The following is a 24,846-nucleotide window of genomic DNA, read 5'->3' as shown; positions in this document are numbered from 1 at the left end:
GCCTCCTACAATTCGATGCCGTCGCCCGGATCGAGCGAGGCTTGGCGCGCGACCTGGCGCATCGTCTGCGTCATGCGGCTGAGGCGTGCGGCATCCTCGTCGGCGTCATCGCGGGGATCGATCTCGAACTCGTTTTCGATGACCGGCTTGCGCTCGACGGTCTTGGTGCGGCTCAGTTCGGGCTGATGCCGGCGCTCTGAATCCGTCGGATCGTCATCGGCCACGTCGTCCACGGCGACGGGCGTGTTCAGCGCCGGCCGATCAGGCAGAGCCAGCGTGCTCCAGTCGTCTGCCCTTGCGTTCGCCGGTTTGGTCAGGCCGGGCGGCGTGAGGATGCGTTCCTGAAATCGGCGGTCCTCATAGTAGCGGGCCTTCTTCGCGCGTATCGGCGGAACGCCGGCGACCATCACGATCTCGTCGGAGGGCGGGAGCTGCATGATTTCGCCGGGCGTCAGCAATTGCCGGGCGGTTTCCGAGCGCGACACCATCAGGTGGCCGAGCCAGGGCGAAAGCCGATGGCCGGCATAGTTCTTCATCGCCTTCATCTCGGTGGCGGTGCCGAGCGCATCCGAAACGCGCTTGGCGGTCCGCTCGTCATTGGTCGCGAAGCTGACCCGGACATGGCAATTGTCGAGGATCGAGTTGTTCGGGCCATAGGCCTTCTCGATCTGGTTCAGCGACTGGGCAATGAGGAAGGCTTTCAGGCCGTACCCCGCCATGAACGCCAAGGCGCTCTCGAAGAAGTCGAGGCGGCCGAGCGCGGGAAACTCGTCGAGCATGAGCAGCAGCCGATGGCGGTTGCCCTTCGCCTGCAGGTCCTCGGTCAGGCGGCGTCCAACCTGATTGAGGATAAGGCGGATGAGCGGCTTGGTCCGGTTGATGTCGGAGGGCGGCACCACGAGGTAGAGCGTGGTCGGATGCTTGCCCCCGACCATGTCGGCGATGCGCCAGTCGCAGCGGCGGGTGACCTCGGCCACGACAGGATCGCGATAGAGGCCGAGGAACGACATCGCGGTCGACAGCACGCCGGAGCGTTCGTTGTCGGATTTGTTGAGCAGCTCGCGCGCAGCGCTGGCGATGACGGGATGCGGGCCGGACTCGCCGAGATGGGCGGTCTTCATCATCGCCGCGAGGGTCGACTCGATCGGGCGCTTCGGATCGGATAGGAAGGCGGCGACGCCTGCCAATGTCTTGTCGGCCTCGGCATAGAGGACGTGCAGGATCGCGCCGACCAGCAGCGCGTGCGACGTCTTTTCCCAGTGGTTCCGCTTCTCGAGCGAGCCTTCCGGGTCGACAAGGATGTCGGCGATGTTCTGCACGTCGCGGACTTCCCACTCGCCGCGTCGCACCTCGAGCAACGGATTGTAGGCGGCCGACTTCGCGTTTGTGGGATCGAAGAGCAGCACGCGGCCATGCCGAGCGCGATAGCCGGCGGTGAGCGTCCAGTTCTCGCCCTTGATGTCATGGACGATCGCTGAGCCCGGCCAGGTCAGGAGCGAGGGCACGACCAGGCCCACGCCCTTGCCGGAACGCGTCGGCGCGAAGCACAGCACATGCTCGGGGCCGTCATGTCGAAGATAGTCGCGCTCGTGTTTGCCGAGCACGACGCCATCCGGACCGAGCAGGCCCGCGGCCTTCACCTCTTCCGGCAGCGCCCAGCGGGCCGAGCCGTAGGTCTCCACGTTCTTCGCTTCGCGCGCCCGCCACACGGACATGCCGATGGCGACGGCGATCGAGATGAAGCCGCCCGACGCGGCGATATAGGCGCCCTCGACGAAGATCGGCGGCGCATAGGCGTCGTAGAAATACCACCACCAGAAGAAGGCGGGCGGATAGTAGATCGGCCAGCCCGCCAGTTCGAACCAGGGTAGTCCGAGCTGGGGTTGGAAGCCGAGACGGTAGGCCGTCCATTGCGTCGCGCCCCAGGTCGTCATCAACACGATCAGGAAGACGGTGAGGATCTGACCCCAGAGGATTTTTGTCGCTGACATGGCGGGGCACTCCTTTCTTGGTTGGGCTACATGCCGAGGCCGCGATTGCGGCCGAAGCTCCAGTCAACGCCGCCGCCGCCGCGCGAGACGCCGGAGACGTGCTGACCAAGGTGACGTTCGAGGGAGGGCGACCAGGGCACGAGCTGGAAGCCGAGACCGTCGTCGATCATGGCGAAGCGGCCGGAGGCGAGCGCGAAGCGCTGGCGATAAGTGCCCGCCACATACTCGCCCGTTCCGGCCTTCGAGAATGGCCGGCCGGTCTCGGCCGCGAGCTTCTCCCCGAGCGCTTCGACCTCGCGCTGGCGCAAGGTTTCGATCAGCCCCGGCGAGAAGCTGACGCTACGCGTCTGCCGCTCGGCGAGCCCCTGGGCGATGAGACGGTCGGCGCGCCGGTCCATCGCTTGACGCACCTCCGCGCCGAAGCCGCCACCGCCGAGCGCTACCGGCTCGCGGGCGATCGCCTGACGGTCGAGCCAGGTGGCGCCCGTCGCATGGACCTGTCGCTCGATATCGAGATCCGAGCGAACGGCGAGCGCGACACGCCGGCGGCCCTGCGCGTCGTCGAACTTGCGCAGCTCGACGATCGAACCCGGTGCGCTGTCCCCGGCGGCGTCGAGATCGGCGAGCTTGATGTGGTGGGTGCGCCCGTCGGTGCCGTCGACCACGGCATAGGCCGTGCCCTTCAGCTCGTCATCGAGGCCGCGGTCGACCAGCCGGCCGATGACCGGATCGTCAATGCTCTCGCCGGCGAGCACATAGCTCGCGGCGCCGCGCTCGATGCCGCGTTCGGTCAGGCCGCGGTGGATGCGCTTGATGATGTCGCCGCGCTCGCCGAGCGCGCGCAGCGTCTTCTCGGCATTCTCCGATACGACCCACTGGCCGGGACCGACCTGATCGGCGAGGCCGAGTGTCTCCAGCTTGCGCAGCCGACCGACCTTCAGCGCGTGGAATTCATCGGGCTGGCGATCGGGATGTGGGGCGAGGTCGGCGACGCCCGTGCTATAGCTGTCGCGGGCGATCTGGCGATCGAGATCGGTCCAGCGTTCCGCCTCGACCTGACGCCCCAGGTTGCGCCGGATCTCCTGCTCGGTGCGCGGCCCCAACTCCTGGGTGACGAGATCCTGCGCGCGCGCGCGCATGCCCTCCTTGATGTAGTCGCGGGAGATGACGAGGTCCTGGCCGTCATTGGTGCGCCCGCGCAGGATGATGTGGACGTGGGGATTGTCGGTGTTCCAGTGATCGACGCCGACCCAGTCGAGCTTGGTGCCGAGGTCCTTCTCCATCTGACCCATCAGCTCGCGCGCGAAGGTCTTGAGGTCGCTAATCTCGGTCGCGTCCTCGGGTGAGACGATGAAGCGGAAGTGATGCCGATCGTCCTGGGTGCGCTCGGCGAAGGCCTTCGGATCGGCGTCCTCGGTCTCGGGACCGAACAGCCGAGCCTTCTCCCCATCCCGGGTCACGCCCTCGCGCCGGAGATAGCTGAGGTGGGCGCTGAGCGGCGCCGAGCGAGTAGTGTGCCGGACGACGCGCGTTTTGATGACGACGTTGCGCGATCGGCTCGTGAGCAATCGGTTGGCCTGCACGGTCGCGCGCTGGCCGCGTCCGAACCGTGAGCGATTGCCCGCGCTGATCTGGCCGGAACGTGAGACGCGTCCGCCGGCCCGCTGTGCGGCCGCGAGCGCCTGGGCGATGAAGGGCCGTGCCTGCTGCGCTCGGGTCGAGCGGATGCGGCCAGGCCGGATGCGGAAATCGTCCTCGCCGCTCATGGTCGAGGCCCCGCACATCGCGCAATCGCGCGGAAATCCTTGGCCAAATGGCGAATGCGCAGGCTGCGCCGATCAGGCGCACCTCGCGCTAATGTGCCATAAGTCACTGAAAACACACAACCGCACCAAGTCGCACATCGCCGGCTTTTATCTCGCCATCGTGCGGTTGTGCTGACTGCTCCTCCTCTCCGGACCGCCGTTCGTCCGCCAGAACACGCCACAATGCGAACGGGTGCGAATGCGGTCATCGCGGGCCACCGGGGACATTGCGGGCAACAAAAAGGCCATCGGTGCGCGAAGCCACCGGGCCTTGATCGCGCGCCGGTGCAGACGCCGTGCTGTCACCGGGCGCGCTTTCGGACTGCACCGGCATGGCAGGTCCGGCGCCGGTTGACTGCACGACGAAGAGCGGCGCTCGCGTCCAGGCGAGCGGATTGGCGGCCGCTACCACGACGGGGTCGGCGAGTTCGCCCCCGCCGACAATGGGGGCGAGCGTCGCGACATAGGCGCGCGTTTCAGTCGGCAACGGGCGTCCTGCGAGATACTCTTCGTAGCGGCCCGGACCCGCGTTGTAGGCCGCCAGGAAGCCGGGCGAACCGTAGCGGCCGTGCATCTCGCGCAGATACGCCGCACCCGCCAGGATGTTGTCGCGCGGATCGTAGGGATTTCCGCCGAGCCGATGTCGGACGCGGAGTTCCGCCCAGGTGGCGGGCATGACCTGCATCAGGCCCATCGCGCCGGCCGACGAGATGGCGCGCACGTCGCCGGCACTTTCGACGCGCATGACAGCGCGAATCCATGCCTCTGGAACGCCGAACCGCTGCGACGCCTCGGCGATGTAAGCGCCATATGGATCGCTGCGTGATGGCCGCTCGACCGGCGTCTGCTGGGCGTGGGCAGTGCTCGCGACTGGTGCGGTGAGGATCAGGCCGGAAAGGAGAAGAAGGGCTGCACGTCGGAGGGCGATCCTCCCTCCGACGGCAAGCTGGATGCGCGCGACGGACATCGTTCAGTCCCGCTCGCCGCGCTTCGGCGGGCGATTCCAGTGCAGGCCCCAGGCGGATTTGTCGTCGGCCGACTGGAACAGGTTGGCGCGGATCGGATGTTCGAAGGTCGGATCGTCGAGCTGCAGCGAGACGTATTCGCCGGCCTTCTCGCCGGTGCGCTTCCAGCCGGCGCCGATCTCCGCGCCGGTCTCGTTGCTCATAGTGTCGAGCACGTGGACGCGGTAGTCGGGCGCGTTCTCTGCTTCGGACGGCTCTGCCGCGACGATGATGATGTCCTGATGCAAGGACAGCGTCGTCAGGTGGCCGATGAAGCCATCATTTTCGCGCATGAATTGACCGATCACGGGCATGGGTCGTCTCCTTCATATTGCGGTGGACAGGGTCGTGAGCGCGCCGTCACCGCGTCGGCGCGCGCCAGACGAAGCGGCCATCGCCGTCCTCGTCGGTGTAGAGAGGGGTGGCCCGGCCGATCACGGCGGTGGCCGGAAGCGGCCCGAAATAGCGACCGTCGAGGCTGTCGCGGACCTGCCAGTTCATCAGGAACAGCTCGCCATCAGCGACCAATCGGCAGCCCTGCCAGATCGGGAGCGGACTACCGCGACGATCGCGGTCGAGGGCATCGCCCATCGGCAATCCGTCGACGGTGATGGCAAGCCCGGTCCGGCAGACCCGCTGTCCCGGGAGCGCGGCGACGCGCTTCAGAAGCGGCACGCCACGCGGCAGGTAGCCGCCATCGGACAGGAAGGTGGCGAGTGGTTCAGGAGCATCCACCGCGACCAGATCGGTCACGGCGACCGGACCGGGTTCGTCGATCGTGTAGAAGCCGACCGGAGTGCTGGCGGAGGCGTTCCAGATCAGGCGCGGCGCGAACGAAGCGATAGAGGCCACGCCGAGAAGCGACACGGCAACAGTGGTGACGATGGTATAGGAGAGCCGGGTCATGCGCCGATCTCCCGGCGCAGGACGAAGGAGCGGTGCTGCTGTGGACCATAGGCGCGTGGCGTTTCGCCGACGGTCATTCGGTTGTGGACGTGGCGCCAATGGTCGGGCGACACCTCGATCGGGTCGATGCCGCGCGCCTCGATGGCGTCGATGAGCTGGAGCACTCGCTCCACCTTCGGCCAGCCATCGACATGCAGCAGAACCTCTGCGCCGGGCGTGACCGTCGGAACGGTCTGGCACGCTGCGCCGCGCTCAACTGTGCGTAGGATGTCGAGGCGCGAGAGGACGGTGCCGTGCTCGTTCGCCGCCCAGCGCACGAGCGCGAGGATGCTGCCGGGTGGGAAGAAAAGGATGCGGCGGCGGCGGTCGAGGATCTGCTCGCGCCGCTCGCGGCCGAAGCGAACCCAGTGCTCCGTCTGCTTCTCAATCCAGACGAGTTCGACCTCAGTGAACGCATCGGTCGGCAGATCGGCGGCAGCACGGCCGACGCGCTTTGGCGCGGCGACAAGGCCGGTCATTGTCCTTCTCCTGACTGGGGTGGGAATTCACGCTCGAACAGCGCGCGCAGCATGTCTGCGACCGTCTGACCGCGCTGGAAGGCCGCGATCTTGATCCGCCCGCGCATGTCGGCGGTCACGTCGATGGTCAGCCTGGCCGAGAAGTCGTCGGCGAGTTGCGGGCGCTGCGTCTGGCGATCGGTCGCTTTGATCCAACTCTCCGGATCGCCAGGCCGGGATGCGAAGCCGCGCTTGGGGGATCGTTCGCTCATGCGCCGAGCCTCGCCACCTCGGCCGCGAACGCGGCGATCTCGCGCGCGCCCGGACAATCCTCGTCATGCTCGGCAGCGATCCGCCCGGTCTGCACGACATCAGCAAAGACGATGCGCTGGCCGATTGTCGTCGCGAGTAATGGCGGATCATGATCCGCGAGTGTCTCTGCGGTTTCGCGCGCCAACACCGTGCGCGCCGCGCAGCGGTTCAGCACGAAGCGAGCGGCAAGCTGCGGGCGGTAGATGCGCGCTTCGCCGAGTAGCGCCAGCATCTCGGCCGAGGCCCAGCCATCGAGCGGCGACGGCTGCACCGGGATCAGCACGAGATCGGCGGCGAGCAGCGCCGAGCGCATCAGGCTGGCGACGCGTGGCGGTCCGTCGATGACGACATGGTCGGCGTCACGCGCCAGCTCCGGCGCTTCGCGATGCAGGGTGTCGCGCGCCAGGCCGACGACGCCGAACAGCCGCTGCAATCCCTCCCGGCTGCGTTGCTGCGACCAGTCCAGCGCTGACCCTTGTGGATCGGCGTCGATCAGCGTGACGCGCTGCCCATGCCGAGCCCATTCACCGGCGAGATGCAGCGCCAGCGTCGTCTTGCCGACGCCGCCCTTCTGGTTGAGGAGCGCGACGATCATAACGGGCTCCCGGCGATCGGGGCCTCGTCCACACGGCGCGAAAAAGCAGGTTCCGTTAGAAAGATTCCGAAGGAATCTAGGTTAGATAAGTTACAGGGCTCGCAAGCTGCTGATTCAGCGCGATGAATCGGCGATTCCGGTCCCCGATAGCACGAGAGTCCGGTCCCCGATGGCACGACAGTGCCGGTCCCTGATAGCACGAGATGATTCACAGCTTATCCCCAGGGCGAGTTGACGAGCGGCGACGGCGGCGCGGGATGCCGAGCGCGTCAGGATCGGTGGGTACGAAGGACAGGATTTCTGGCCCGCCGAGGCATTGCTCGATGGTGAGCCGGTAGCCCGGCAGCGGTTGACGGCGGACGATATCGCGCAGGTCGTAGGCGAAGTGCTTAAGTGGAGAGAGACTGCCGGATTTCGCGTGGAGGTGCGGGAAGTCGAAACTCCAGCCGAACTCCTGTTTGCCGCCGTGCTTGCGCACGAGGCGGTAAAGCCAGCGCTCAAGGCCACCAGTGAGATCGAAGTATTTGCGGTCGATCGTCAGCACGAGCGCATCGTCAAGCACCGCGCCATAGAACCAGTCGGGGAGGATCAGTTCGAGACCGAGCGGACGGCCGCGATGGTCGGCGCGTTCCTTCCATTCGTTGATCCAGGAGAAGCGGTGCATCCGCCGCTCGGTCGGCTGGCGGATCGAGGTCGCGACCGTGGTCGACTGCAATCGGTCGAGTGCCGCCTTGAGGCGGTCGTAGTCGCGCAGCGATACGCCGCGGCCGATGAAGTTCAGGATTTCATAGGGGGTGGTCGCCATCAGGCGCGACGGGCGCAAGCCGACATCGCGCGCCTCGACGATCTGCGAGGCAGCCCAGATGAGGACGTCCGCGTCCCAGATCGTCGCCATGCCATGTTCCGGCACCGCTTCGACACGGATCTTCACCGAGCCGGCCTTGAAGTCTATCGGCGCCAGACGCTTTGACTTGGCGAGCGAAAAGAACGGGTAGGCCATGAGGTCCTGCGCATCGCGGGGCGCGAGATCGCCGGGCAGCGCCCGAAACAGATCGAGTTGGGCGCGCTCATCGTATTGGGTGTGGCGGAACGACATGGCCGGTCGTCTCAGCGCGGGAAGCGTCCGCCGGCGGCGGTCGAGGCTGTTTGGCGCTTGGCCGGTAAAACAGTGCCGCCCCGCGGATCGGACGTGGAGGTGACGAGACCGCGATCCGCCCAGGCCTGAAGGTCGTCGACGGAATAGACCACGCGGCCGCCGAGCTTGCGGTAGATCGGACCGGTCCCGTAGGTCCGATGCTTCTCAAGGGTGCGTTCGGAAAGGCCGAGGAAGCGCGCCGCCTCCTGCGTTCTCAGGTAGCGTGGCGGTAAATTGGCGGCTCTTTCGGCCATGATCGCACCTCCGTGGTCTCGCGGGCGGCCGCTTCGAATAAGCGGCGGGTTGCGAGCACGGTGGCGCGAAGACGGCGCCCCGGACGATGTCGAAGTAAGATGCTAAAATCGACACGCGAGCGGGTATCAGCGATCCCGGCGTGGGCGGCGCAGCAGCGTCCGGTAGCCGCCGCGAACGAGCTTCATGCCGTCGCGGGCGAGACGGATGGTGATCTCCCGGATCGGGTCGCCGACCCACGATGCTGCGTCAATCTTGTGCTGGGGGAAGAGATGCTCGGCGACGGTGCGGTAGATGGCGCCGCTCGCGCGCGCGTCGATCGCGCGCAGCATCTGGCGCGCGCGCTGACGTCTTTGTGGCGTCAGGCGTGGATCAGGCGGCACGCGCTTGCCGAACATCGCGTGCCAGAGGCGCTCGACCGCGGTCAGTCGGTCGGGCGTCAGTTCATCGAATATGATGAACGCGCCAAGGGGGCGGGCATCATCGACGCCGATCAGGGCGACGTCGTGGGGTTCGCCGCGCAGTGCGAGCCGGATCAGACCAGGATCATGCTCGATGATGGCGTGGGCGTGCAGATCCTCAACGCGGAGGCGGAGATGTCCCGCCGGGTTCGGTCCGACGGCGAACGGCAGTGTCGCCGGATCGGTTTGCGGGATCCAGAAGATTGGCTGGATGAGCGCGGAGTTGCGAGGGTCGGCGACGAAATCGCAAGCCCCATTGCTCGGCGAACTTGCCCGCGACATCCTCGGTCAACCGCCCGACGGCTACCAGCTCGTGATAGGATTTTCTGTATTCAGGGTTGCGACGCAGGAACTCCCAGGCGAGATCGCCGGGGGTCAACGTGTCGATATAGTCATAGGCGGCTTCAGACCGCCAACTTTCATCCTCGGACATTCTCCACTGCCTCCGCGTAAGGTTGTGCAACGCGAGTTTTGCAGTGGATACGATTCCGGGTTGAACGGAGCGCGGGAAGAACGAAGTGGCCGCAACGTGATGCGGTTTACGCATCACCTCAGTGCAGGCGGCCCTGGAGAAGTTCGCAAAAGCCGCTCTTCGTCATCCATTTCGCGCGATCGAGATGGCTGGTGTAGATGCGCTGAGCGCGCTCCGGTTCGGCCTTGGCATCGAGGCCGAAGAGGACTTCGACGACTTCACGCCAGTCGGCCTTTTCAGCGTCGGCATCCAGCAGCCGGACGTACAGCTTCAGATGCGCCTCGTCATAGGCGGTCAATGCCGCCCCGGCCGGCGGCTGATCAAGAAAATCGCCTTTGGTCACAACATCCCCCGATCGCGAGATGTATCCAAACTGGAGGAGATTGTTAACCGTGTTTTGATCGGAATGATGACGCAAGGCCTTGACGCGGGAAGAGATGGCAACGCCGCGACCTGTCGAACGTCAGGTTTCCTTCTTCGCATCAACGAGCAGCACTCCCTTGCCCTGATCGGAGTTCAGGAAGACAATGCCGGCGCGTTCGAAAGCCCGTCTCACCTCATCGCGCGTGCTCTCGAAGACCTCCAGTCCACTGGGGGATTCGAGGCGCTTCAGCGCGGTCAATGAGACCCGGGCCTTGTCAGCGAGCGTCTCCTGTGTCCAACCCAGCAACGCGCGTGCGGCCCGAAATTGTCGGGCGGTGATCATACATGATCACCGCCCACACGGACCTACGCGTATGCCAAAACTACGACTATAATAGTCGTCCTTGCGGAGATTTCATAGTCGGAAGTGGCTGCGGGGGCTTTGAACACCCGACAAAGGCAATAGCTGATTCGGTCGTCTTGGCAGCTGAAGGCCCCGGCCTTCCGGCCGGGGCCTCGCGCGGCGCCTCAGTCGCCCCGGCGCCCGTTGGGGCGAGACCAGATGAGGGAGAAGGTGTCGCCTTCCTCGTCGTCAAAGAGGTTGGCGTAGATCGGGGCGTTGAAGCTCGGATCGTCCAGCTTGAGGCCCAGATAGTCCCGGCCTTCGTTGGAGCGCTTGGACCAGGCGGCGCCGATCTCGGCGCGGCCGACTAGAACCCGGTGGCTGGGGGCGTTCTCGCCGGTGGTGCGCTGGTCGGGGACGATGCGCACGTTCTTGGCCTGGACGCTGAGGGTGACGATTTCGCCGGTGAACTCGTTGTTGCCGGTCTTCTTGAAGGTGCCGATGGTCGCCATGGTAGTTCTCCTTGAACTCTGTTCCGAGCCCGCACCATTGCGGCCTCGATGGCGATCGAGAGGCCGGAGGCGATTGACGGCGCACCCCGCAGGGGCCTGACAGCAAAGGAGGGGCTTTCTTGCCTCGCGAGGAATGACGGCGCAGCCGGCAGGGGAAGAAAGTTTCGACGCCGCTGTTGCGGCATAGGCGTTCGAGGCGCAGCCGACCTTCGGCCAGATCAGCCCATTGAAGAGGCCGTTTTGGAGCGGTCGACATGACAGAGACGCATCACAGGAGAACGTGGCGTCCATACCGAACCGATGGACCGTAGCGACGCCTGACGCCGCGGGTCAAACCAGCTCCGCCAGACGCTACGTTCCGCCGACTCCTGCCCGTCGCCCACGAGATCGCCCCCTCCTGGCGCTCGCACCGTCTGCGCGCTGTCACGGCATTGCCCCCGGCACCGTCACCGATGGCATGGCACGTCAGTTGGGTTAGCCGTCGATCCGGTTAGCGCGATTGCAAATGAGCCTGGCGACGAGGAAGGCGCGACCGCTAAGACATCAATTGACCATCCCGCCGCCGCCGGCACCGATGTCAGGTTCGCACAATGGCCTGCCCAGTTGGCCCGGGCGTGGCCATGGGTATCACCCGGATCAGCGCCGTGACGCCAACGGCGATTGCGCCGATAAATGAGAAGATGAGCTGCCAGGTGTCGGAGGGCATGGTGTGTTTCACGATGCCATGCGTCGCGTGGTAGCCGGCAAGCGCCGCGGGCGCGACGAAGGCGAGTGCGATCGCGAGCCGTATCCAGAGTGGTCGGATGAAGGCGAGCAGGAACTGCCCCAGGCCGAGTGTGAGTGCGGCAGCGACAAGGCCGACGAGGATTGCGCCGAGCCAGCCGGCGCCGGTCTGATAGGCCCATGCCCCGACGCTGACGCCGGCGAAGAACGGCAGCGCGAAGACAGCCAGCGTAAACAGCAACCAGCAGAGAATGCCAATCGCCGCGATGCTGGAGAGGATGCCGATGAAGATCATGGTGGTGTTCTCCGTGAGATAAAGGTCTGACGGTTGCGCCTCCACCACCACCACGGCGCGTTGATAGTATAGGCGAAGAGAAGGCAGGGCGGGAGCGGAAATCCCGTAGGACTTCCGCTTGCGGCTCTGTCGCCTTGCCCGCGATCAGCGGGCGAAGGGATCGATCTCGTGAACGATGGCGGCGAGTTCGCCGTCATATTCGCCGGCGGGCATGACGCCCATGGTGCCGTCGCCGGCCTGGAAGATGACGATGGAGACCATGAGGGTGGTGGCGAGGCTGAAGGCGAAGGCGTGAGCTTGATTGAGGGACATGTGACCGGCTCCTGTCTTGGAGGCGGGAGACCATCTCCCGCGCGACAGGCGCCCGATGTGTCCGGCCAATGGCCGCAATCACCGCTCAGGCGAAGCAGGAGCGGCGGCATGCTCGCATAGCCGACCCTTTACGGGTTGATGGCGTCAGGCCAGCGGCTGGACCAAGGATTAGCGCAATGGAAGCGGGAGATGGTTTTCCGCCATGACCGGGGCCACGATGGACACGCCCGTTCAATGCTTTCGCGCTAAAGCAACGCCGCGATGCTGCCCGTCGTGATGCTGCCGAGATGGGCCGGTATGGTCATGCAAAGCGCAACAGCCGAAGAGGACGCCCGTGCCGAAGTTGCCTAAGAAGACCGACTTCCCCGTCAGCCAGGTGCGGCGCTATCTGGAACCCGGCCCGATCGTGCTGGTGTCGTCGAAGTGGCAGGGCGCGACCAACATCATGACGCTCGGCTGGCACACGATCCTGGAATTCTCGCCGTCTCTGGTTGGCCTGATGATCTCCGGCGGCAATCACAGTCACCGCATGATCCGCGAGAGCCGGGAGTGCGTCGTCAACCTACCGACGACGGCGCTGACCGATACCGTGGTCGGGATCGGCAACACGTCAGGAGCCGAAATCGACAAGTTCGACAAATTCAACCTTACGGCGGAAGACGCGAGCAAGGTCGATGCGCCGCTGATCGGCGAATGCCATGCCAGCTTCGAATGCCGCCTTCACGACGATGTCCTGGTCAACAAATACAATTTCTTCATCTTCGAGGTGGTGAAGGCGCATGTCGCCGCGTCGCCGAAGCATCCCGAGACGTTGCACTACACCGGCGACGGCGTGTTCGTGGTGTCCGGCAAGATCATCAGCCGTAGATCGCTTTTCCGACCTGAAATGCTGTGAGAGGCGGTGCTCACGCGCCACCTCCTTTCTGGCGAAAATCGAACAGCGGGATGCCGAGCTTCTTCGCCTTGTCGGCGAGATTGTCCTGAATGCCGGTGCCGGGGAAGACGATCACCCCGATCGGCAGGACGTCGAGCATCTGATCGTTGCGCTTGAACGGCGCGGCCTTGGCATGTTTCGTCCAGTCGGGGGCGAAGCCTACCTGTGGCACTTTGCGGGTGTCGGCCCATTTGGCGGCGATCTTCTCGGCGCCCTTGGGCGACTTGCCGTGCAACAGCACCATGTCGGGGTGCTTGGCGTGGACCTGATCGAGCTTGGCCCAGATCAGGCGGTGATCGTTGAAGTCAAGTCCGCCGGTGAAGGCGATCTTCGGACCGGCGGGGAGTAGCACCTCGTTGTCGGCGCGCTTCTTGGCGGCGAGGAAGTCCCGGCTGTCGATCATCGCCGACGTCAGGTTGCGGTGGTTGACCATCGATCCGCTGCGCGGTCGCCAGTTCGATCCGGTGTGGCGCTCGTAGTGTTCTGCGGCCTGGTCGCGCATCAGCTCGAAAGCGTTGCGGCGTTCGATCAGGGTCTGGCCTTCGGCGGTCAGGCGTTCCAGCTCGACAGCCTTCACCTCGCTGCCGTCCTGCTCGCGCTGGCCGCGGCGCTGCGCCTGCTCGTTGTCGTCCAGCTCGCGCTCGATCCGGTCGGTGGCGCGGTGGAAGAGGTTGACGGTCGACCAGAGGAGATCGTCGAGGTCGGGTTCGAGGCGGGTGTCCTCCAGGGTGACGATCAGAGCGTCGAAGATGTCGGCGATGGCGCCGGCGACGTGGTCGCCCTCCGGAAGCGGTCGGGGATCGGGTTCATCCGTGAAGGGACGGTAGCCGTAAAGCTGGAGTTCGCTGAGGACGTGGTCGGTGGGAGAAGAGGCGTGGTGCGGTTCGTAGTCATCGTGCTCGCTCATGGGATGCTCCGTCGGTTCGACCGCGACCCTCGCGGCCTTCATGGCGACGGAAGCCGGCGGGCGGGCCGAACCTGCATCCGCAGCGAAGCGGAGGGCCGGAGCACAGCGGAGGATGGCGAAGGCGGGCTATTTTGCTTCGCGATGGAAAGCGGCTCTCGGCCGCGCCGGAAAATAGTCCGCCGCAGACATTGCGGGTCCGGGCCGTTTGCTGGCCGATCGCCCTCTCGAAGGCCGGGTCGCGGTTCTCTCCGACACGGGGATCATCCGAGCGATGCCGACGACGGCGCTCCCGCCCTCTGCATTCTCCTTTCGGCCTATGCCGCCAGCACCATGAAGCGTGCGACGTCCTGGGGCGCGATCTGCACCCTGGCCGCTGCCCGGAGGCTGTCCAGGCCTGCCAGGCGGAGATCCTCGTTAAAGTCGCCCAGTATTGGAGACACCACGACCGCCTCGATCCCGGCGGCGTTCGCCCGTTCGATCAGCGTCGCCATCGCACCATCGCCGGCCGGATCATTGTCGCGGGCAATGTAGAGCCGACGCAGTGTGTCGGGGAACAGGATGGCAGAGAGATGCGCCGCCGAGAGCGCCGCTGCCATCGGCATGGTGGGCAGCGCCATCCTGAGCGACAGCATCGTTTCGATGCCTTCGCCCGCCGCCATCACCTCGCCAGCCACACCGAAGCGAACGGCATGGCCCAGGAGGTCGCCCATCGCCCGTCTCGGCGTGTCGATGGGGGCCTTGTCCGAGCCGCCAGGTGCGAGCCAGGTGCGATGCGCACCGGTCTGATGCCCGTCGAGATCGGTGACCGATGCGATCATTGCTGGCCAGGTCTCGGTCGGGGAGTGCTCGTCAGGCCGATAGTAGCAGCGGGGGTGGAAGCGGAGGCTTCCGGTTCCGTGCAAATCCGTAATGCCGCGTGTACGGAGATACGTCTTTACGAGGGTGCCCGAAATCGGCTGCGCCATCGCAAAGAGCCGTCGTGCTGCTTCCGGCGATCCTGATGGTGCCGGTGACTTGCGTTCGCCATCATGCGGACGGTCCGGTTCGGGATGCGGCATCGACAGGAAGGTGCGCGCCTCATCGGCGACGTCCTTGAAGTCGACCAGACCGCAGATCTCGCGGATGACGTCCAGCAGATCTCCATGCTCGCCGGTGGCCGCGTCGGTCCATTTGCCGGCGGCGCCCTTGCCAGTTTCGCCGCCTTTCAGCCGCACGAACATCGAGCGGCCGGGCGTGTTGCGGACATCGCCGACCAGCCAGTAGCGCCCCTCGCGATGGCCGGAGGTGAGGTAGTGGCGGCACACCGCCTCGGCCTGCCGGCCGAGACGGATCGCCAGATCGGAGGCGTCATGCCGTGCCATCACGCCGCCTCCCGCTCACTGACGCGCTCGACGGGATAGCGCTCCAGCACCTTGGCCAGGATCGCGGGGCCGGTCGCATCGGTCGGCACGAACATCCGCAGCTTCCACGAGATGATCTCGTGAAACAGGCCATAGGCCCGCAGGCGATCGCGCATAGCGTCGGTGAAGCCGGACAGCTCGATGCGGTTGGCCCCCATCACCCGGACGCGACGGAGTTGAAGACCCTCGGCCAGGTCGAGGATGGTCTTGCCATCCATCAGCGCCATGAAGGCGTCGTCCGGTGTCAGGGTCGATGTGCCGGTGGCGAGCGCGCCGGCCACCCAGGCGGCGGAGACACGGCGGCCAACGATGCGCTCGCCGTCGTCGGTCTGGAGTCGATACACCCGCGTCGACTCGCTCGGGAGGCGTTTCCAGATCGGCAGCAATAGGCCGCTGACGACATGGATGGTGCTTTCGGCATACTCCGGCACCTCGGCTACCTCGGCGTTCCATGCCGCGGTGAAGCCCGCCCGGTCCGCGTCGACCCAATGGGTCTCATCCATCACCCTGATGGGGATGTTGTGCGCCTCCATCGGTCGGATCAACCGCACGCGCCGTTCGATCTCGCCATCGTCCAGCATGATGCTGGTGGTCGGTATCTGCACGGCGGCGCGGCCCGAGCGTTCGTTGATCAACAGCCTGGCGCGCGGATCGTTGAGATGATCGAGCGCCTCGGCAAGCGTCACCGGCCGGTTGCGCTGGCGCTGGGTGATGGTCAGCAGCCGGGCTTCGGCGCCGGTGCCGGGATGAACGTGGATCGTTCGGCGGTCGGTGACGATGAAGCTCTCGGCCTGCAGTGTCTCTAGCCCGACGTCATAGCTGCCCGAGGCGATGGCGCCTTCGATCTTGGCGTTCAGCAGCCGCTCGAAGGCGGTGAACAGGACGCCCTGGAGTTCGATGGTCAGCGCCGCCAACCTGTTCAGGAACGTCGTGATCGGCGGCAGTTCGTCCTTGATGCCGGTGGAATCCATCAGCGAGAGGCCGGTGGCGTCCTCAAACATTTGGAGCGAGCACCCTTCGATCTTGCCGCGCACCAGCAGCAGATAGAGCTGCCGCAGCGCGTCGCGGGCATAGTGGCTTTCGAGATTGTCCTCGGGTCGGAACAGACCCTGGCCACCGGTCTGGCGCTGGCCGCGTGTGATCGCGCCGAGGGTGTCGAGCCGGCGGGCGATGGTCGACAGGAAGCGCTTCTCCGCCTTCACGTCCGTCGAAATCGGCCGGAACAGCGGTGGCTGCGCCTGGTTGGTCCGGTTGGTGCGGCCCAGCCCCTGAATGGCGGCGTCGGCCTTCCAGCCCGGCTCCAGCAGATAGTGGACGCGCAACCGCTGGTTCCGCGCCGACAGATCGGCGTGATAGCTGCGCCCGGTGCCACCGGCGTCGGAGAAGATCAGGATATGCTTCTGATCGTCCATGAAGCCTTGCGTCTCGGCGAGATTGGCCGACCCGGCGCGGTTCTCGACGGCGAGGCGATCGATGCCGCCGGGGTTGATTTTGCGGATGATGCGGCGCGAGCGTCCGGTTACCTCCGCCACGATATCGGTCCCGAAGCGCTGGACGATCTGGTCGAGCGCGCCGGGGACCGGCGGCAGCGAGGCGAGCCTCTCGATCAGACGGTCGCGGCGGGCGACGGCGTCGCGGCTCTCGACGGGTTGACCGTCGCGAAACACGGGACGCGACGATAGATTGCCCTCGCTGTCGGTGAAGGGCTCGTAGAGCTGCACCGGGAAGGAATGAGCGAGATAATCCAGAACGTATTCGCGAGGGGTGATATCCACCCGGACGTCGTTCCATTCCTCGGTCGGGATCTCCGCGAGGCGGCGCTCCATCAGGGCTTCGCCGGTCGAGACGATCTGGATCACGGCGGCGTGGCCGTCGGCGAGGTCCCGCTCGATCGAGCGGATCAACGTCGGCGTCTTCATGGATGTCAGCAGATGGCCGAAGAAGCGCTGCTTGGCGGATTCGAACGCCGAGCGCGCGGCGGACTTGGCCTGCCGGTTCAGCGTGCCGCTGTCGCCGGTGATGTTGGCGGCCTGCATCGCCGCGTCGAGATTGTTATGGATGACGGCGAAGGCGCCGGCATAGGCGTCATAGATGCGTGTCTGCTCGGGCGTAAGCTGGTGTTCGACCAGCTCGTATTCGACGCCGTCGTAGGAGAGCGACCGTGCCGTGTAGAGCCCGAGCGAGCGCAGGTCGCGCGCCAGCACTTCCATCGCCGCGACGCCGCCGTCTTCTATCGCCTCGACGAATTCGGCGCGGGTCGAGAACGGGAAGTCCTCGCCGCCCCAGAGGCCGAGGCGCTGGGCATAGGCGAGATTGTGCACCGTGGTCGCGCCGGTCGCCGAGACATAGACGATGCGCGCATTCGGCAAGGCGTGCTGGAGGCGGAGGCCCGCACGACCCTGCTGCGAGGCGGCGACGTCGCCGCGTTCACCCTTTCCGCCTGCGGCGTTCTGCATGGCGTGGCTCTCGTCGAAGATGATCACTCCATCGAAATCGGAGCCCAACCATTCGACGATCTGCTTGACGCGGGAAAGCTTCTCGCCGCGATCGTCGGACCGTAGCGTGGCATAGGTGGTGAATAGGACGGCTTCCGAGAGCGTGATGTCCTTGCCCTGCGGAAAGCGCGACAGCGGCGTGACCAGCAGGCGCTCCATGCCGAGCGCCGACCAGTCGCGCTGGGCGTCCTCCAGCAGCTTGTCTGATTTGGAGATCCACACCGCCTTGCGGCGGCCCTGCATCCAGTTGTCGAGGATGATGCCGGCCGACTGGCGGCCCTTGCCGGCGCCGGTCCCGTCGCCGAGCATGAAGCCGCGGCGGAAGCGCACAGAGTTCGGCGCGTCGTCGGGCGCTGCCGAGACGACGTCGAAAGTCTCGTCGAGCGTCCACGAACCGGCGAGGAAGTCGGTATGCGCCTCGCCAGCGTAGATAACGGTTTCGAGCTGGGCGTCAGAGAGCAGGCCATCCGGGACGATGTTTGCAGGCAGCCGGGGTCGGTAGCTCGGCCTGGGCGGCGCGACCGAGGCCATCGCGACGGATTGCACAAGCTTGGTCGGATGGGCCTGCGCCCCGGGAATACGGATCGCCTGCAATCCGTATTCTTCATAGATCGCGTCGGTGATCCGGCCGTGTTCGGCGGGCGTCCAGTCCACGGTCTCATAGGCGAGTTCGACACCTTCGGGCTCGATGGACGCGGGCATGGCGGGACGTGCAGCAGCGATACGCACGAGGTATCCGCGAACGGGGTGGGGCGTTGCAGTAGACACCGGAGTTGCCACTGGCGGGAGGGTGGCAGTCGGACGCGGCGGAACTTGCGTCGCGATCCAGCCGAGCAGCGTGGCGACGTCGGGCGCGATGCCGGGCGAAGGGGGAAACGCCGAAGGATCCTCGGCCGGCAGCTTGTCGATGACTGTCAGCCGCGTGTCGATGGTCGTGCCGTGCTTGGCATAGACCGAGCCGTCCACGGCTGCGGTGAAGACGACGCGGCCACGCTCCTGAAGCCGGACGAAGGCCGCTGCCCAGGCCGGATGGTCGGGGCTGAAGTTGGCGCCGGTGATCGCCACCAGCCGCCCGCCATCGGCAAGCCGGGCCAGTGCTGAAGCGACATGGCGATAGGCGGCGTCGACCACGCGGCCGGAGACGTTCGCCATGACGGAGAATGGCGGGTTCATCAGCACGACTGTGGGGGTGGCGTCCGGCGCGAGGTGATCGTCGATCTGGGCCGCGTCGAAGCGCGTGACGGCAACGTCCGGAAACAGCGCAGCGAGCAGATCGGCGCGGGTTTCGGCCAGCTCGTTAAGGAGGAGCGCTCCGCCTGATATCTCGGACAGGATGGCGAGCAGGCCGGTGCCAGCCGACGGCTCCAGCACGATGTCGCCAGCAGCAATGGAGGCGGCCGCCACGGCGGCGAGGCCGAGCGGCGCCGGCGTCGAGAACTGCTGGAGCGCCTGCGATTCTTCCGAGCGCCGGGTATGCGTCGGCAGGAGCCCGGCGATCTTTGAAAGAGCGGAGAAACGTGCAGCCGGAGATGCGGCTTTGCGGAAAAGCGCCTTTCCGTATTTACGCAGGAAGAGGACCGTCGCGACCTCGCAGGCCTCATAGGCCGCCTTCCAGTCCCAGGTGCCGCTGGTGTCGGACGCGCCGAAGGCCGCTTCCATCGCTGCACGGAGGAACGTGGCGTCGATGCGCTGACCACGTTCGAGATGATCGATAAGCTGCTGTGCAACGTCGAGGATCGAGGACGCACGGGTGACGGGCGCGGCCGAAAGGGCCACGGGAGGCAGAATGTTCATGGGAGGAACCTCGGGAGAGCGGAAGGAACAAGCCCGGCCGGCGCTCTCTCTCGACCGCCCGGACTCGACCCGTCCCTGCCGTCCTCTTCCTCTCGTCCGCTGACATGAAAAAAGCGCCCGACCGTGAGGCCGGGCGCGCGCATGGTCGGGAATCATCGCACACCGCCCTCCGCTAGCCACCGGCCGGTGCTGATCCACTCGATCGTGCGGCCGGTGGAGAGATCGAGCAGATGGGCGCCGCCGGAGAAACCGTCGACGACAGGGTCCGAGGCAATGCCGGCCCACTGAAACCCCCAGGTGCCGGTGAGTGCGAATGTCTCCGCGCAGCGGGTGACGAAGGTGACCAGCAATTGCGGATCGGCGGTTCCGGGGTCGCGAAGCCAAAGGCGCGTCGCGCCGTGCTCGGGTGTCAGGGAGAGCAGGAACGGCTCGGCAGGCGGGTCCTCGCGACCGTTTTCGGCCATCAGCGCGGTGTAGATGTCGAAGGCCCGCGCGACATTGGCAACCGAGCCGACGTCCAGCAGGCAGGAGAAGCGGGTGAGATATTCGGCCATATTAGGCTCCTGAAACGAAAAGAGCCCGGCGCTGGGCCGGGCTCTGAGTGGATGGGATTGGAAGGTGCGGAGCGGCCGAAGCCGCCCCGCGAGCCGATCATTCGGCGGCGATGAGGTGACGTTCGTCGTCCTCGCCAGCGGCAGGCGTTTCCGACTCGTCGTCGGCACTCAGGAAGTCGGGCAGCGCCGCGCCCTCGGTTTTGCCATCGCCGTCCGCGTCCGGTGCCGGATCGCCGTCGACACCGGCAAGTCGAAGCGGCTCGGGCAGCCAGCCGCTGTCGGCGAGGAGACGCTCGGCCTCCTTGGCCATGTCGCCCTTTTTCATATGGTCGATGAGCTGTGCTGCCCGTTCGCCGGCGCCTTCGCGGACGGCTTCGAGGATGCGCGGCTTGGTGACACGGTTGAGGTAGTTCCCGAAGGTCGGACGCCAGCCGGCTTCGACCAAGTCGAGCCCGGTCGCCCGCGTCAGCCGATCGGCCTGCGCGAGCCTCATATCGAGCGTATGCTGCGACACGCCGCCCGCGCTGTGCGGGTTCGGCCGCTCATAGAGCGCGTTGACCCCATAGCTGACGCAATGCGCCAGTAGCGCCATGCGGCTGGCATCGTTGAGACCAGCGAGCCAGTCCCAGAGGGCGTCGTCGTCCTTCGGGATGTCGGCGGCCCAGGCGTCGTGACGCTCCTGCACGGCGCGGGCGGAAGGGCTGTCCTTCAGCGCTTCGTCCTGAACGGGGAAGAAGATGTGCTTCACCCCCGCTTCCATGGCGCCCGTGTACATGCGGGTCATGAAGTTGTCCGAGACCAACTTGTGGAGAAGCGCCGTCATGGCGATGTGCGGATTCTCCGCCACCGCGTTGCGCAGCGCGAGGGTGCGGTAGGCGGTCAGCTCGACGATGAGGCGTTCGGGCAACGGCTTGATGCTGTCGTCCTCATCGTCCTCTTCCGGTTCCACAGACCGGCCGCCGATAGTGATGACGGCGCGCTGCACCGAGGGGCTCGCGGTGCCATCGGATTTGATGTCCGTCTCCGAGCCTTCCTCACCATCGGTCCGGACTTGAGGCACATCCTCGGGCCGGACGAAGCCGCGATCGACCGAAAGCGATCCGTCGGCGTCGATGCTGACGAAGACGCCGGCGATGGCGATGTCGGCCGGGTCGAAGTGCTCCGGGCGATCGTCGAACGCGGCCAGAGCCGTCTCGATCTCGCCCATACGCTCGTCGACCTCATCGGGCAGCTCGTCGGCGTCCTGATATTCCGCTTCGAGCCTGGCCTGCTCGGCGGTGAGCGCATCAATGGTCGCCTGTTCCTCGGCCGACAGATCGATCGGCGCGCCGGAGACCTCGTGCAGGCCGCGTACCGCGTCGTAGGGGAAGCTGACCGCGACCTCGATCCACTTCCAGCCTTCGGCGGCGATCGCCTCGGCCTCGGCCTTCAATTTCTCGGCGACGAGGCGATCGAGAAGCCCCACGTCCTGCAGCCAGCCGCCATCGTCGGCCTGGAACAGGTCGCGCATGATCACGCCGCCAGCGGCCTCATAGGTGTCGATTCCAAGGAAGACGGCGCGCTTGTCTGAGGCGCGCACCGTGGTCTCGGTCAGCATACGCCGGATCTGATAGGGCTCCTTCGACCAGGCGTCCTTGATCGCGTCCCAGACCTGGGTCTGACGCTCGTGGTCGCCGGACACGGTGAAGGCCATGAGCTGCTCCAGCGTCATGCCATCGTCGGCATAGACGTCGTGCAGCGCGGGCGACACGGTTGCGAGGCGCAGCCGCTGTTTGACCACGTTGACGGACACGAAGAACGCTGCGGCGATCTCCTCCTCGGTCATGCCCTTGGTCAGCATGTCGTGGAAGGCGCGAAACTGATCGAGCGGATGGAGCGGCGCGCGCTCGATGTTCTCGGCGAGCGACACCTCCTCGGGGAGGATGGCGCCGTCGCGATCGCGGACCACGCAGGGGACGGGCGCGACCTTGGCGAGACGCTTCTGCTTCACCAGCAGTTCGAGCGCCTGGAAGCGGCGACCGCCGGCGGGTACCTCAAACATGCCGGTCTCCATGCCCTCGGCGTCAACGACGGGAAAGACGCTGAGACTCTGGATCAGACCGCGACGAGCGATCGAGGCCGCCAAGTCCTCGATCGAGACGCCGGCCTTCACGCGCCGGACGTTGGACTGGCTGAGCACCAGCTTGTTGAAGGGGATGTCGCGCGAGGACGACAGGATGATCTTCTGAACGGCAGTAGCCATCGGGATTTACTCCGCGACGGGCGGCCGAGAAACTCTCTCTCAACCTCCAACCCGTCACGAAGCGAAGCGCCGCCCTCTTCCTCTAAAGGGGGCAGCGCCACGGACCGGCAAACCAGAAAGGCACGGAAGCGCAAAGCCGGAGACACGGAAAACCGCATCCCCGGCTTCGCGGAAATCAGGCAGCTCGATCGAGCAGCTTCTTGGCCTTGCCCTCCATGTCGAGGCGGGCGTCCTGATGCGGCTTGTCGCGTGCGACGGCAGTGATGCCCTGCACGAAGTCGAAGATGGACTCCGGCGGGCGGCCTTCCTCGGCCAGAACCCTGTCAATGATCTTGCCGGTCTCGGCCTTGGAGAACCCGCGTCGGCGCAGGAAGTCGGTGCGGTCTTCGTCGGTTCTGGCGACGATCCGCTCGCGGGCGGCCTTGATGCCGTTGACGAACGGCAGGGGCGAGGAGTTTGCGAAGTTCAGCAGCGCCGGGGCCGCCTCGTGCGCGAAGCGATTGGCGGCATATTTGCTGTGGCGGATGGTGATTTCCTCGAAAGCCTCCACCCCCCACAAATTGCGATTCTGGCAGACCGCGCGCAGATAGAAGCTCGCCATGCCGAGCGTCTTGGCGCCGACCTCGGAATTCCAGCAATAGAAGCCCCGGAAATAGAGATCGGGCGCGCCGTCCGGCAGTCGGCCGGCCTCAATCGGATTCAGGTCGTCGACCAGGAACAGGAAGACGTCGCGATCAGAGGCGTAGAGCGTGGTCGTATCCTTGGTGATGTCGACGCGCGGATTGTAGATCCCGGTCGACCAGTCGAGCACGCCCGGGACCTTCCAGCGTGTGTCGCCTGTGCCGTTGCCGGCGATGCGCTGCACCGCCTCTACCAGTTCGTGATCGTAGATGCGGCCATAGTCCGGGCCAGTGACGGCGCGCAGCTCGACACGGCCAGTATCGGTTTCGAGCGTCTTGATCTGTTCGGCCCGATTGGAGGCCAGGCCGTATTGCAGGTTGATGCCAGCAAGGGCGGCGGGGAGCTGCCGCAAATAGGCGGCGGGCGCTCCGACCAGGCTGGCGAGTTGTCCGAAGGACCAGTGCGTCGGCGCGATTGGCGCATCCGTGCCCGGCAGGATGAGGGCCAACCGCTCCGAATCGTTGCGGTTCGCCTCGACATGGATGAGCCCGCTCTCCACCACCCGCGTCCGGCTGCGTTCGGTGCGGTCGCGGACCGTGTGGGCCAACTCGGACAAGGAAAGGTAGCGCTCGTCGGCTGGACGCGAGAACCACTCTGACGAGACGCGGCCGACCCGCTCGCCACGGCCGACATCGACCTTGTAACCGCCGCTGGTGTCACGGCGCGCATTGAGGACCTGCATATTCATGGGACCAATCTCCATGACGGGCGTCAGAGACCTCTTCTCCGACCTTCAACCCGTCACGGGAAACAAGTCCACTCTCTCACTCTCAGCGGGGCGTTGCGGGGCAGCCGCCCCGCAGAAGGGGTCGGTCGAGACCAAAGGCTCGGACGCAGGGGAAGGCTTTCCCCTCCCGGTGCGGATGTACAAGGTGACCCGGTGAGCAGTCGTCGCTGTTGGCTCAGGGGTCCGTTTGAGGCGAACGTGTTTCGTGGAGCGGCAGCCTCTTCTACCTGGCACCTTTCTCCATCCACGAAGAATGATACAATTCCTCGGATAAGAGGTCCTTTGCTCCGAGTTTCCGTATCGTGCCGTCGTTCATGTCCCAACGCCAGATCGCCCATACCGTTTTGACCGCGCGCGGAATTTCGCGCCTGGCAGAGCTGCGCAAAGCAGGTGTAACGGCCGCCACCATGAGCCGGATGGAACGTGACGGAGAGGTGCTTCGGCTCGCGCGAGGACTTTATCAACTTTCTGATGCACCTCTCGACGTTCACCACAGTCTGGCAGAGGCCGCCAAACGGGTTCCCAAGGGCGTCGTTTGCCTCGTTTCCGCCCTGGCGTTCCACGGGCTAACCGATCAGCTGCCAAGGAAAGTTTGGCTCGCCGTGGGTCAGAAGGACTGGTCTCCGAAACCCGAAGGCACACCCATTCGGCTGGTGCGTTTCACAGATCGTCTCCTGACGGAGGGGGTTGAGACCCACCCTGTCGAGCGGGTGCCCGTGAAGGTTTTCGGCGTCGCAAAGACGATCGCCGATTGCTTCCGATATCGGAACAAGATTGGCCTATCGGTGGCGATCGAAGGCCTGCAGGAAGCGCTTCGTCAGCGCAAGACGACGCCAAGCGAGATTGCCAGCCAAGCTGAACGAGGAACGGTCGCCACGATCATCCGGCCCTATCTCGAGGCATTGACCGCCAATGGCTAAGGAGATCGAGAATATCGGCGCATCAGTTCGCGCCCGCCTGTCGCAGGTCGCCAAAACGAGGCGATGGTGATCCCGGAGGGTACCGACTGGATCGTGCCCCATTACGTGGTGTAGAAGCCGCGTCTTGGATGCAGAGTTGAGTTCTGCGATCAGCCGACCAGTGCTGGCAGGCTGACGTCGGCAGCATCGCTCAAGGGAGCGATGGTTTCCAGGC

24 protein-coding genes and 1 pseudogene are annotated in these 24,846 nt (G+C 65.7%); 2 read left to right on the top strand and 23 right to left on the bottom strand.

The features are described from left to right. Positions 1 to 5: 5 nt before the first annotated feature. From WAZ62_RS05490 to WAZ62_RS05410, 17 genes and pseudogenes are all read right to left on the bottom strand, one after another. Complete coding sequence (locus WAZ62_RS05490) at positions 6 to 1,991, bottom strand: conjugal transfer protein TraG (RefSeq protein ID WP_422642508.1); 1,986 nt, start codon at positions 1,989 to 1,991, stop codon at positions 6 to 8. A 26-nt stretch (positions 1,992 to 2,017) separates the two neighbouring features. Further along, positions 2,018 to 3,757: a relaxase/mobilization nuclease domain-containing protein gene (locus WAZ62_RS05485; protein WP_422642507.1), complete on the bottom strand. Its 1,740-nt coding sequence runs from the start codon at positions 3,755 to 3,757 to the stop codon at positions 2,018 to 2,020. Between the two features lie 244 nt (positions 3,758 to 4,001). After that, positions 4,002 to 4,763, bottom strand: a complete 762-nt coding sequence (locus WAZ62_RS05480; protein ID WP_422642506.1) for a lytic transglycosylase domain-containing protein — start codon at positions 4,761 to 4,763, stop codon at positions 4,002 to 4,004. Between the two features lie 3 nt (positions 4,764 to 4,766). Further along, the gene (locus WAZ62_RS05475; protein ID WP_062347404.1) at positions 4,767 to 5,114 is read right to left on the bottom strand and encodes a DUF736 domain-containing protein; all 348 of its coding nucleotides are present in this window, start codon (positions 5,112 to 5,114) and stop codon (positions 4,767 to 4,769) included. Positions 5,115 to 5,160: 46 nt separating this feature from the next. Then, on the bottom strand, positions 5,161 to 5,706 hold the full coding sequence (locus WAZ62_RS05470; RefSeq protein WP_422642505.1) for a S26 family signal peptidase: 546 nt from the start codon (positions 5,704 to 5,706) through the stop codon (positions 5,161 to 5,163). Further along, positions 5,703 to 6,224, bottom strand: coding sequence for a DUF2840 domain-containing protein (locus WAZ62_RS05465; RefSeq protein ID WP_422642504.1), 522 nt, complete (start codon positions 6,222 to 6,224; stop codon positions 5,703 to 5,705). The genes WAZ62_RS05470 and WAZ62_RS05465 overlap by 4 nt, the downstream gene beginning before the upstream one ends. Beyond that, on the bottom strand, positions 6,221 to 6,475 hold the full coding sequence (locus WAZ62_RS05460) for a hypothetical protein (protein ID WP_422642503.1): 255 nt from the start codon (positions 6,473 to 6,475) through the stop codon (positions 6,221 to 6,223). Before WAZ62_RS05460 ends, WAZ62_RS05465 begins: the two co-directional genes overlap by 4 nt. Then, complete coding sequence (gene parA, locus WAZ62_RS05455) at positions 6,472 to 7,110, bottom strand: ParA family partition ATPase (protein ID WP_140022640.1); 639 nt, start codon at positions 7,108 to 7,110, stop codon at positions 6,472 to 6,474. The genes WAZ62_RS05460 and parA overlap by 4 nt, the downstream gene beginning before the upstream one ends. Before the next feature lie 208 nt (positions 7,111 to 7,318). Continuing rightward, positions 7,319 to 8,206 carry a replication initiator protein A gene (locus WAZ62_RS05450; protein ID WP_422642502.1) on the bottom strand — a complete coding sequence of 296 codons (888 nt, stop codon included), beginning with the start codon at positions 8,204 to 8,206 and terminating at the stop codon, positions 7,319 to 7,321. An 11-nt stretch (positions 8,207 to 8,217) separates the two neighbouring features. Then, positions 8,218 to 8,499, bottom strand: a complete 282-nt coding sequence (locus WAZ62_RS05445; RefSeq protein WP_048648556.1) for a helix-turn-helix transcriptional regulator — start codon at positions 8,497 to 8,499, stop codon at positions 8,218 to 8,220. Positions 8,500 to 8,625: 126 nt separating this feature from the next. Then, positions 8,626 to 9,240 carry a DUF2285 domain-containing protein gene (locus tag WAZ62_RS05440; RefSeq protein ID WP_422642501.1) on the bottom strand — a complete coding sequence of 205 codons (615 nt, stop codon included), beginning with the start codon at positions 9,238 to 9,240 and terminating at the stop codon, positions 8,626 to 8,628. A gap of 16 nt (positions 9,241 to 9,256) precedes the next feature. After that, positions 9,257 to 9,391 (bottom strand): annotated as a pseudogene (locus WAZ62_RS05435) (transcriptional regulator domain-containing protein); the annotation flags it as partial. Between the two features lie 118 nt (positions 9,392 to 9,509). Continuing rightward, on the bottom strand, positions 9,510 to 9,773 hold the full coding sequence (locus WAZ62_RS05430; RefSeq protein WP_422642500.1) for a DUF2285 domain-containing protein: 264 nt from the start codon (positions 9,771 to 9,773) through the stop codon (positions 9,510 to 9,512). 120 nt (positions 9,774 to 9,893) lie between these two features. Further along, on the bottom strand, positions 9,894 to 10,136 hold the full coding sequence (locus WAZ62_RS05425; RefSeq protein WP_099555757.1) for a helix-turn-helix domain-containing protein: 243 nt from the start codon (positions 10,134 to 10,136) through the stop codon (positions 9,894 to 9,896). 185 nt (positions 10,137 to 10,321) lie between these two features. Then, entirely contained in the window at positions 10,322 to 10,648 is a 327-nt protein-coding gene (locus WAZ62_RS05420; protein WP_422642499.1) for a DUF736 domain-containing protein, read from the bottom strand. A 577-nt stretch (positions 10,649 to 11,225) separates the two neighbouring features. Beyond that, a complete protein-coding gene (locus WAZ62_RS05415; RefSeq protein ID WP_422642498.1) occupies positions 11,226 to 11,666 on the bottom strand; it encodes a hypothetical protein in 441 nt (146 codons plus the stop codon). Between the two features lie 144 nt (positions 11,667 to 11,810). Next, positions 11,811 to 11,978: a hypothetical protein gene (locus WAZ62_RS05410; RefSeq protein ID WP_168436638.1), complete on the bottom strand. Its 168-nt coding sequence runs from the start codon at positions 11,976 to 11,978 to the stop codon at positions 11,811 to 11,813. Between the two features lie 334 nt (positions 11,979 to 12,312). Between WAZ62_RS05410 and WAZ62_RS05405 the strand changes: the two genes are divergently transcribed. Further along, positions 12,313 to 12,873 carry a flavin reductase family protein gene (locus WAZ62_RS05405; protein ID WP_422642497.1) on the top strand — a complete coding sequence of 187 codons (561 nt, stop codon included), beginning with the start codon at positions 12,313 to 12,315 and terminating at the stop codon, positions 12,871 to 12,873. A 10-nt stretch (positions 12,874 to 12,883) separates the two neighbouring features. On the opposite strand, the gene WAZ62_RS05400 is transcribed toward WAZ62_RS05405, so the two are convergent. The 6 genes from WAZ62_RS05400 to WAZ62_RS05375 all read right to left on the bottom strand — a co-directional run bounded on the left by WAZ62_RS05400 (position 12,884) and on the right by WAZ62_RS05375 (position 23,673). Next, positions 12,884 to 13,819, bottom strand: a complete 936-nt coding sequence (locus tag WAZ62_RS05400; protein ID WP_422642517.1) for a DUF2493 domain-containing protein — start codon at positions 13,817 to 13,819, stop codon at positions 12,884 to 12,886. Positions 13,820 to 14,133: 314 nt separating this feature from the next. After that, complete coding sequence (locus WAZ62_RS05395) at positions 14,134 to 15,180, bottom strand: DUF7146 domain-containing protein (protein ID WP_422642496.1); 1,047 nt, start codon at positions 15,178 to 15,180, stop codon at positions 14,134 to 14,136. Continuing rightward, positions 15,180 to 19,508, bottom strand: coding sequence for a strawberry notch-like NTP hydrolase domain-containing protein (locus WAZ62_RS05390; RefSeq protein ID WP_422642495.1), 4,329 nt, complete (start codon positions 19,506 to 19,508; stop codon positions 15,180 to 15,182). The genes WAZ62_RS05395 and WAZ62_RS05390 overlap by 1 nt, the downstream gene beginning before the upstream one ends. A 152-nt stretch (positions 19,509 to 19,660) precedes the next feature. Continuing rightward, positions 19,661 to 20,062, bottom strand: a complete 402-nt coding sequence (locus WAZ62_RS05385) for a hypothetical protein (RefSeq protein ID WP_153204398.1) — start codon at positions 20,060 to 20,062, stop codon at positions 19,661 to 19,663. Between the two features lie 97 nt (positions 20,063 to 20,159). Next, a complete protein-coding gene (locus WAZ62_RS05380; RefSeq protein ID WP_363738457.1) occupies positions 20,160 to 22,304 on the bottom strand; it encodes a ParB/RepB/Spo0J family partition protein in 2,145 nt (714 codons plus the stop codon). A gap of 175 nt (positions 22,305 to 22,479) precedes the next feature. After that, complete coding sequence (locus WAZ62_RS05375) at positions 22,480 to 23,673, bottom strand: DUF932 domain-containing protein (RefSeq protein WP_422642494.1); 1,194 nt, start codon at positions 23,671 to 23,673, stop codon at positions 22,480 to 22,482. 341 nt (positions 23,674 to 24,014) lie between these two features. On the opposite strand from WAZ62_RS05375, the gene WAZ62_RS05370 reads away from it, so the two are divergent. Next, a complete protein-coding gene (locus WAZ62_RS05370; RefSeq protein WP_422642493.1) occupies positions 24,015 to 24,632 on the top strand; it encodes a type IV toxin-antitoxin system AbiEi family antitoxin domain-containing protein in 618 nt (205 codons plus the stop codon). Positions 24,633 to 24,846 lie beyond the last annotated feature (214 nt).

This window comes from Zavarzinia sp. (genome assembly GCF_049306435.1).
Taxonomy (GTDB): domain Bacteria; phylum Pseudomonadota; class Alphaproteobacteria; order Zavarziniales; family Zavarziniaceae; genus Zavarzinia.
This window is presented reverse-complemented; position numbering and strand designations above follow the sequence as displayed.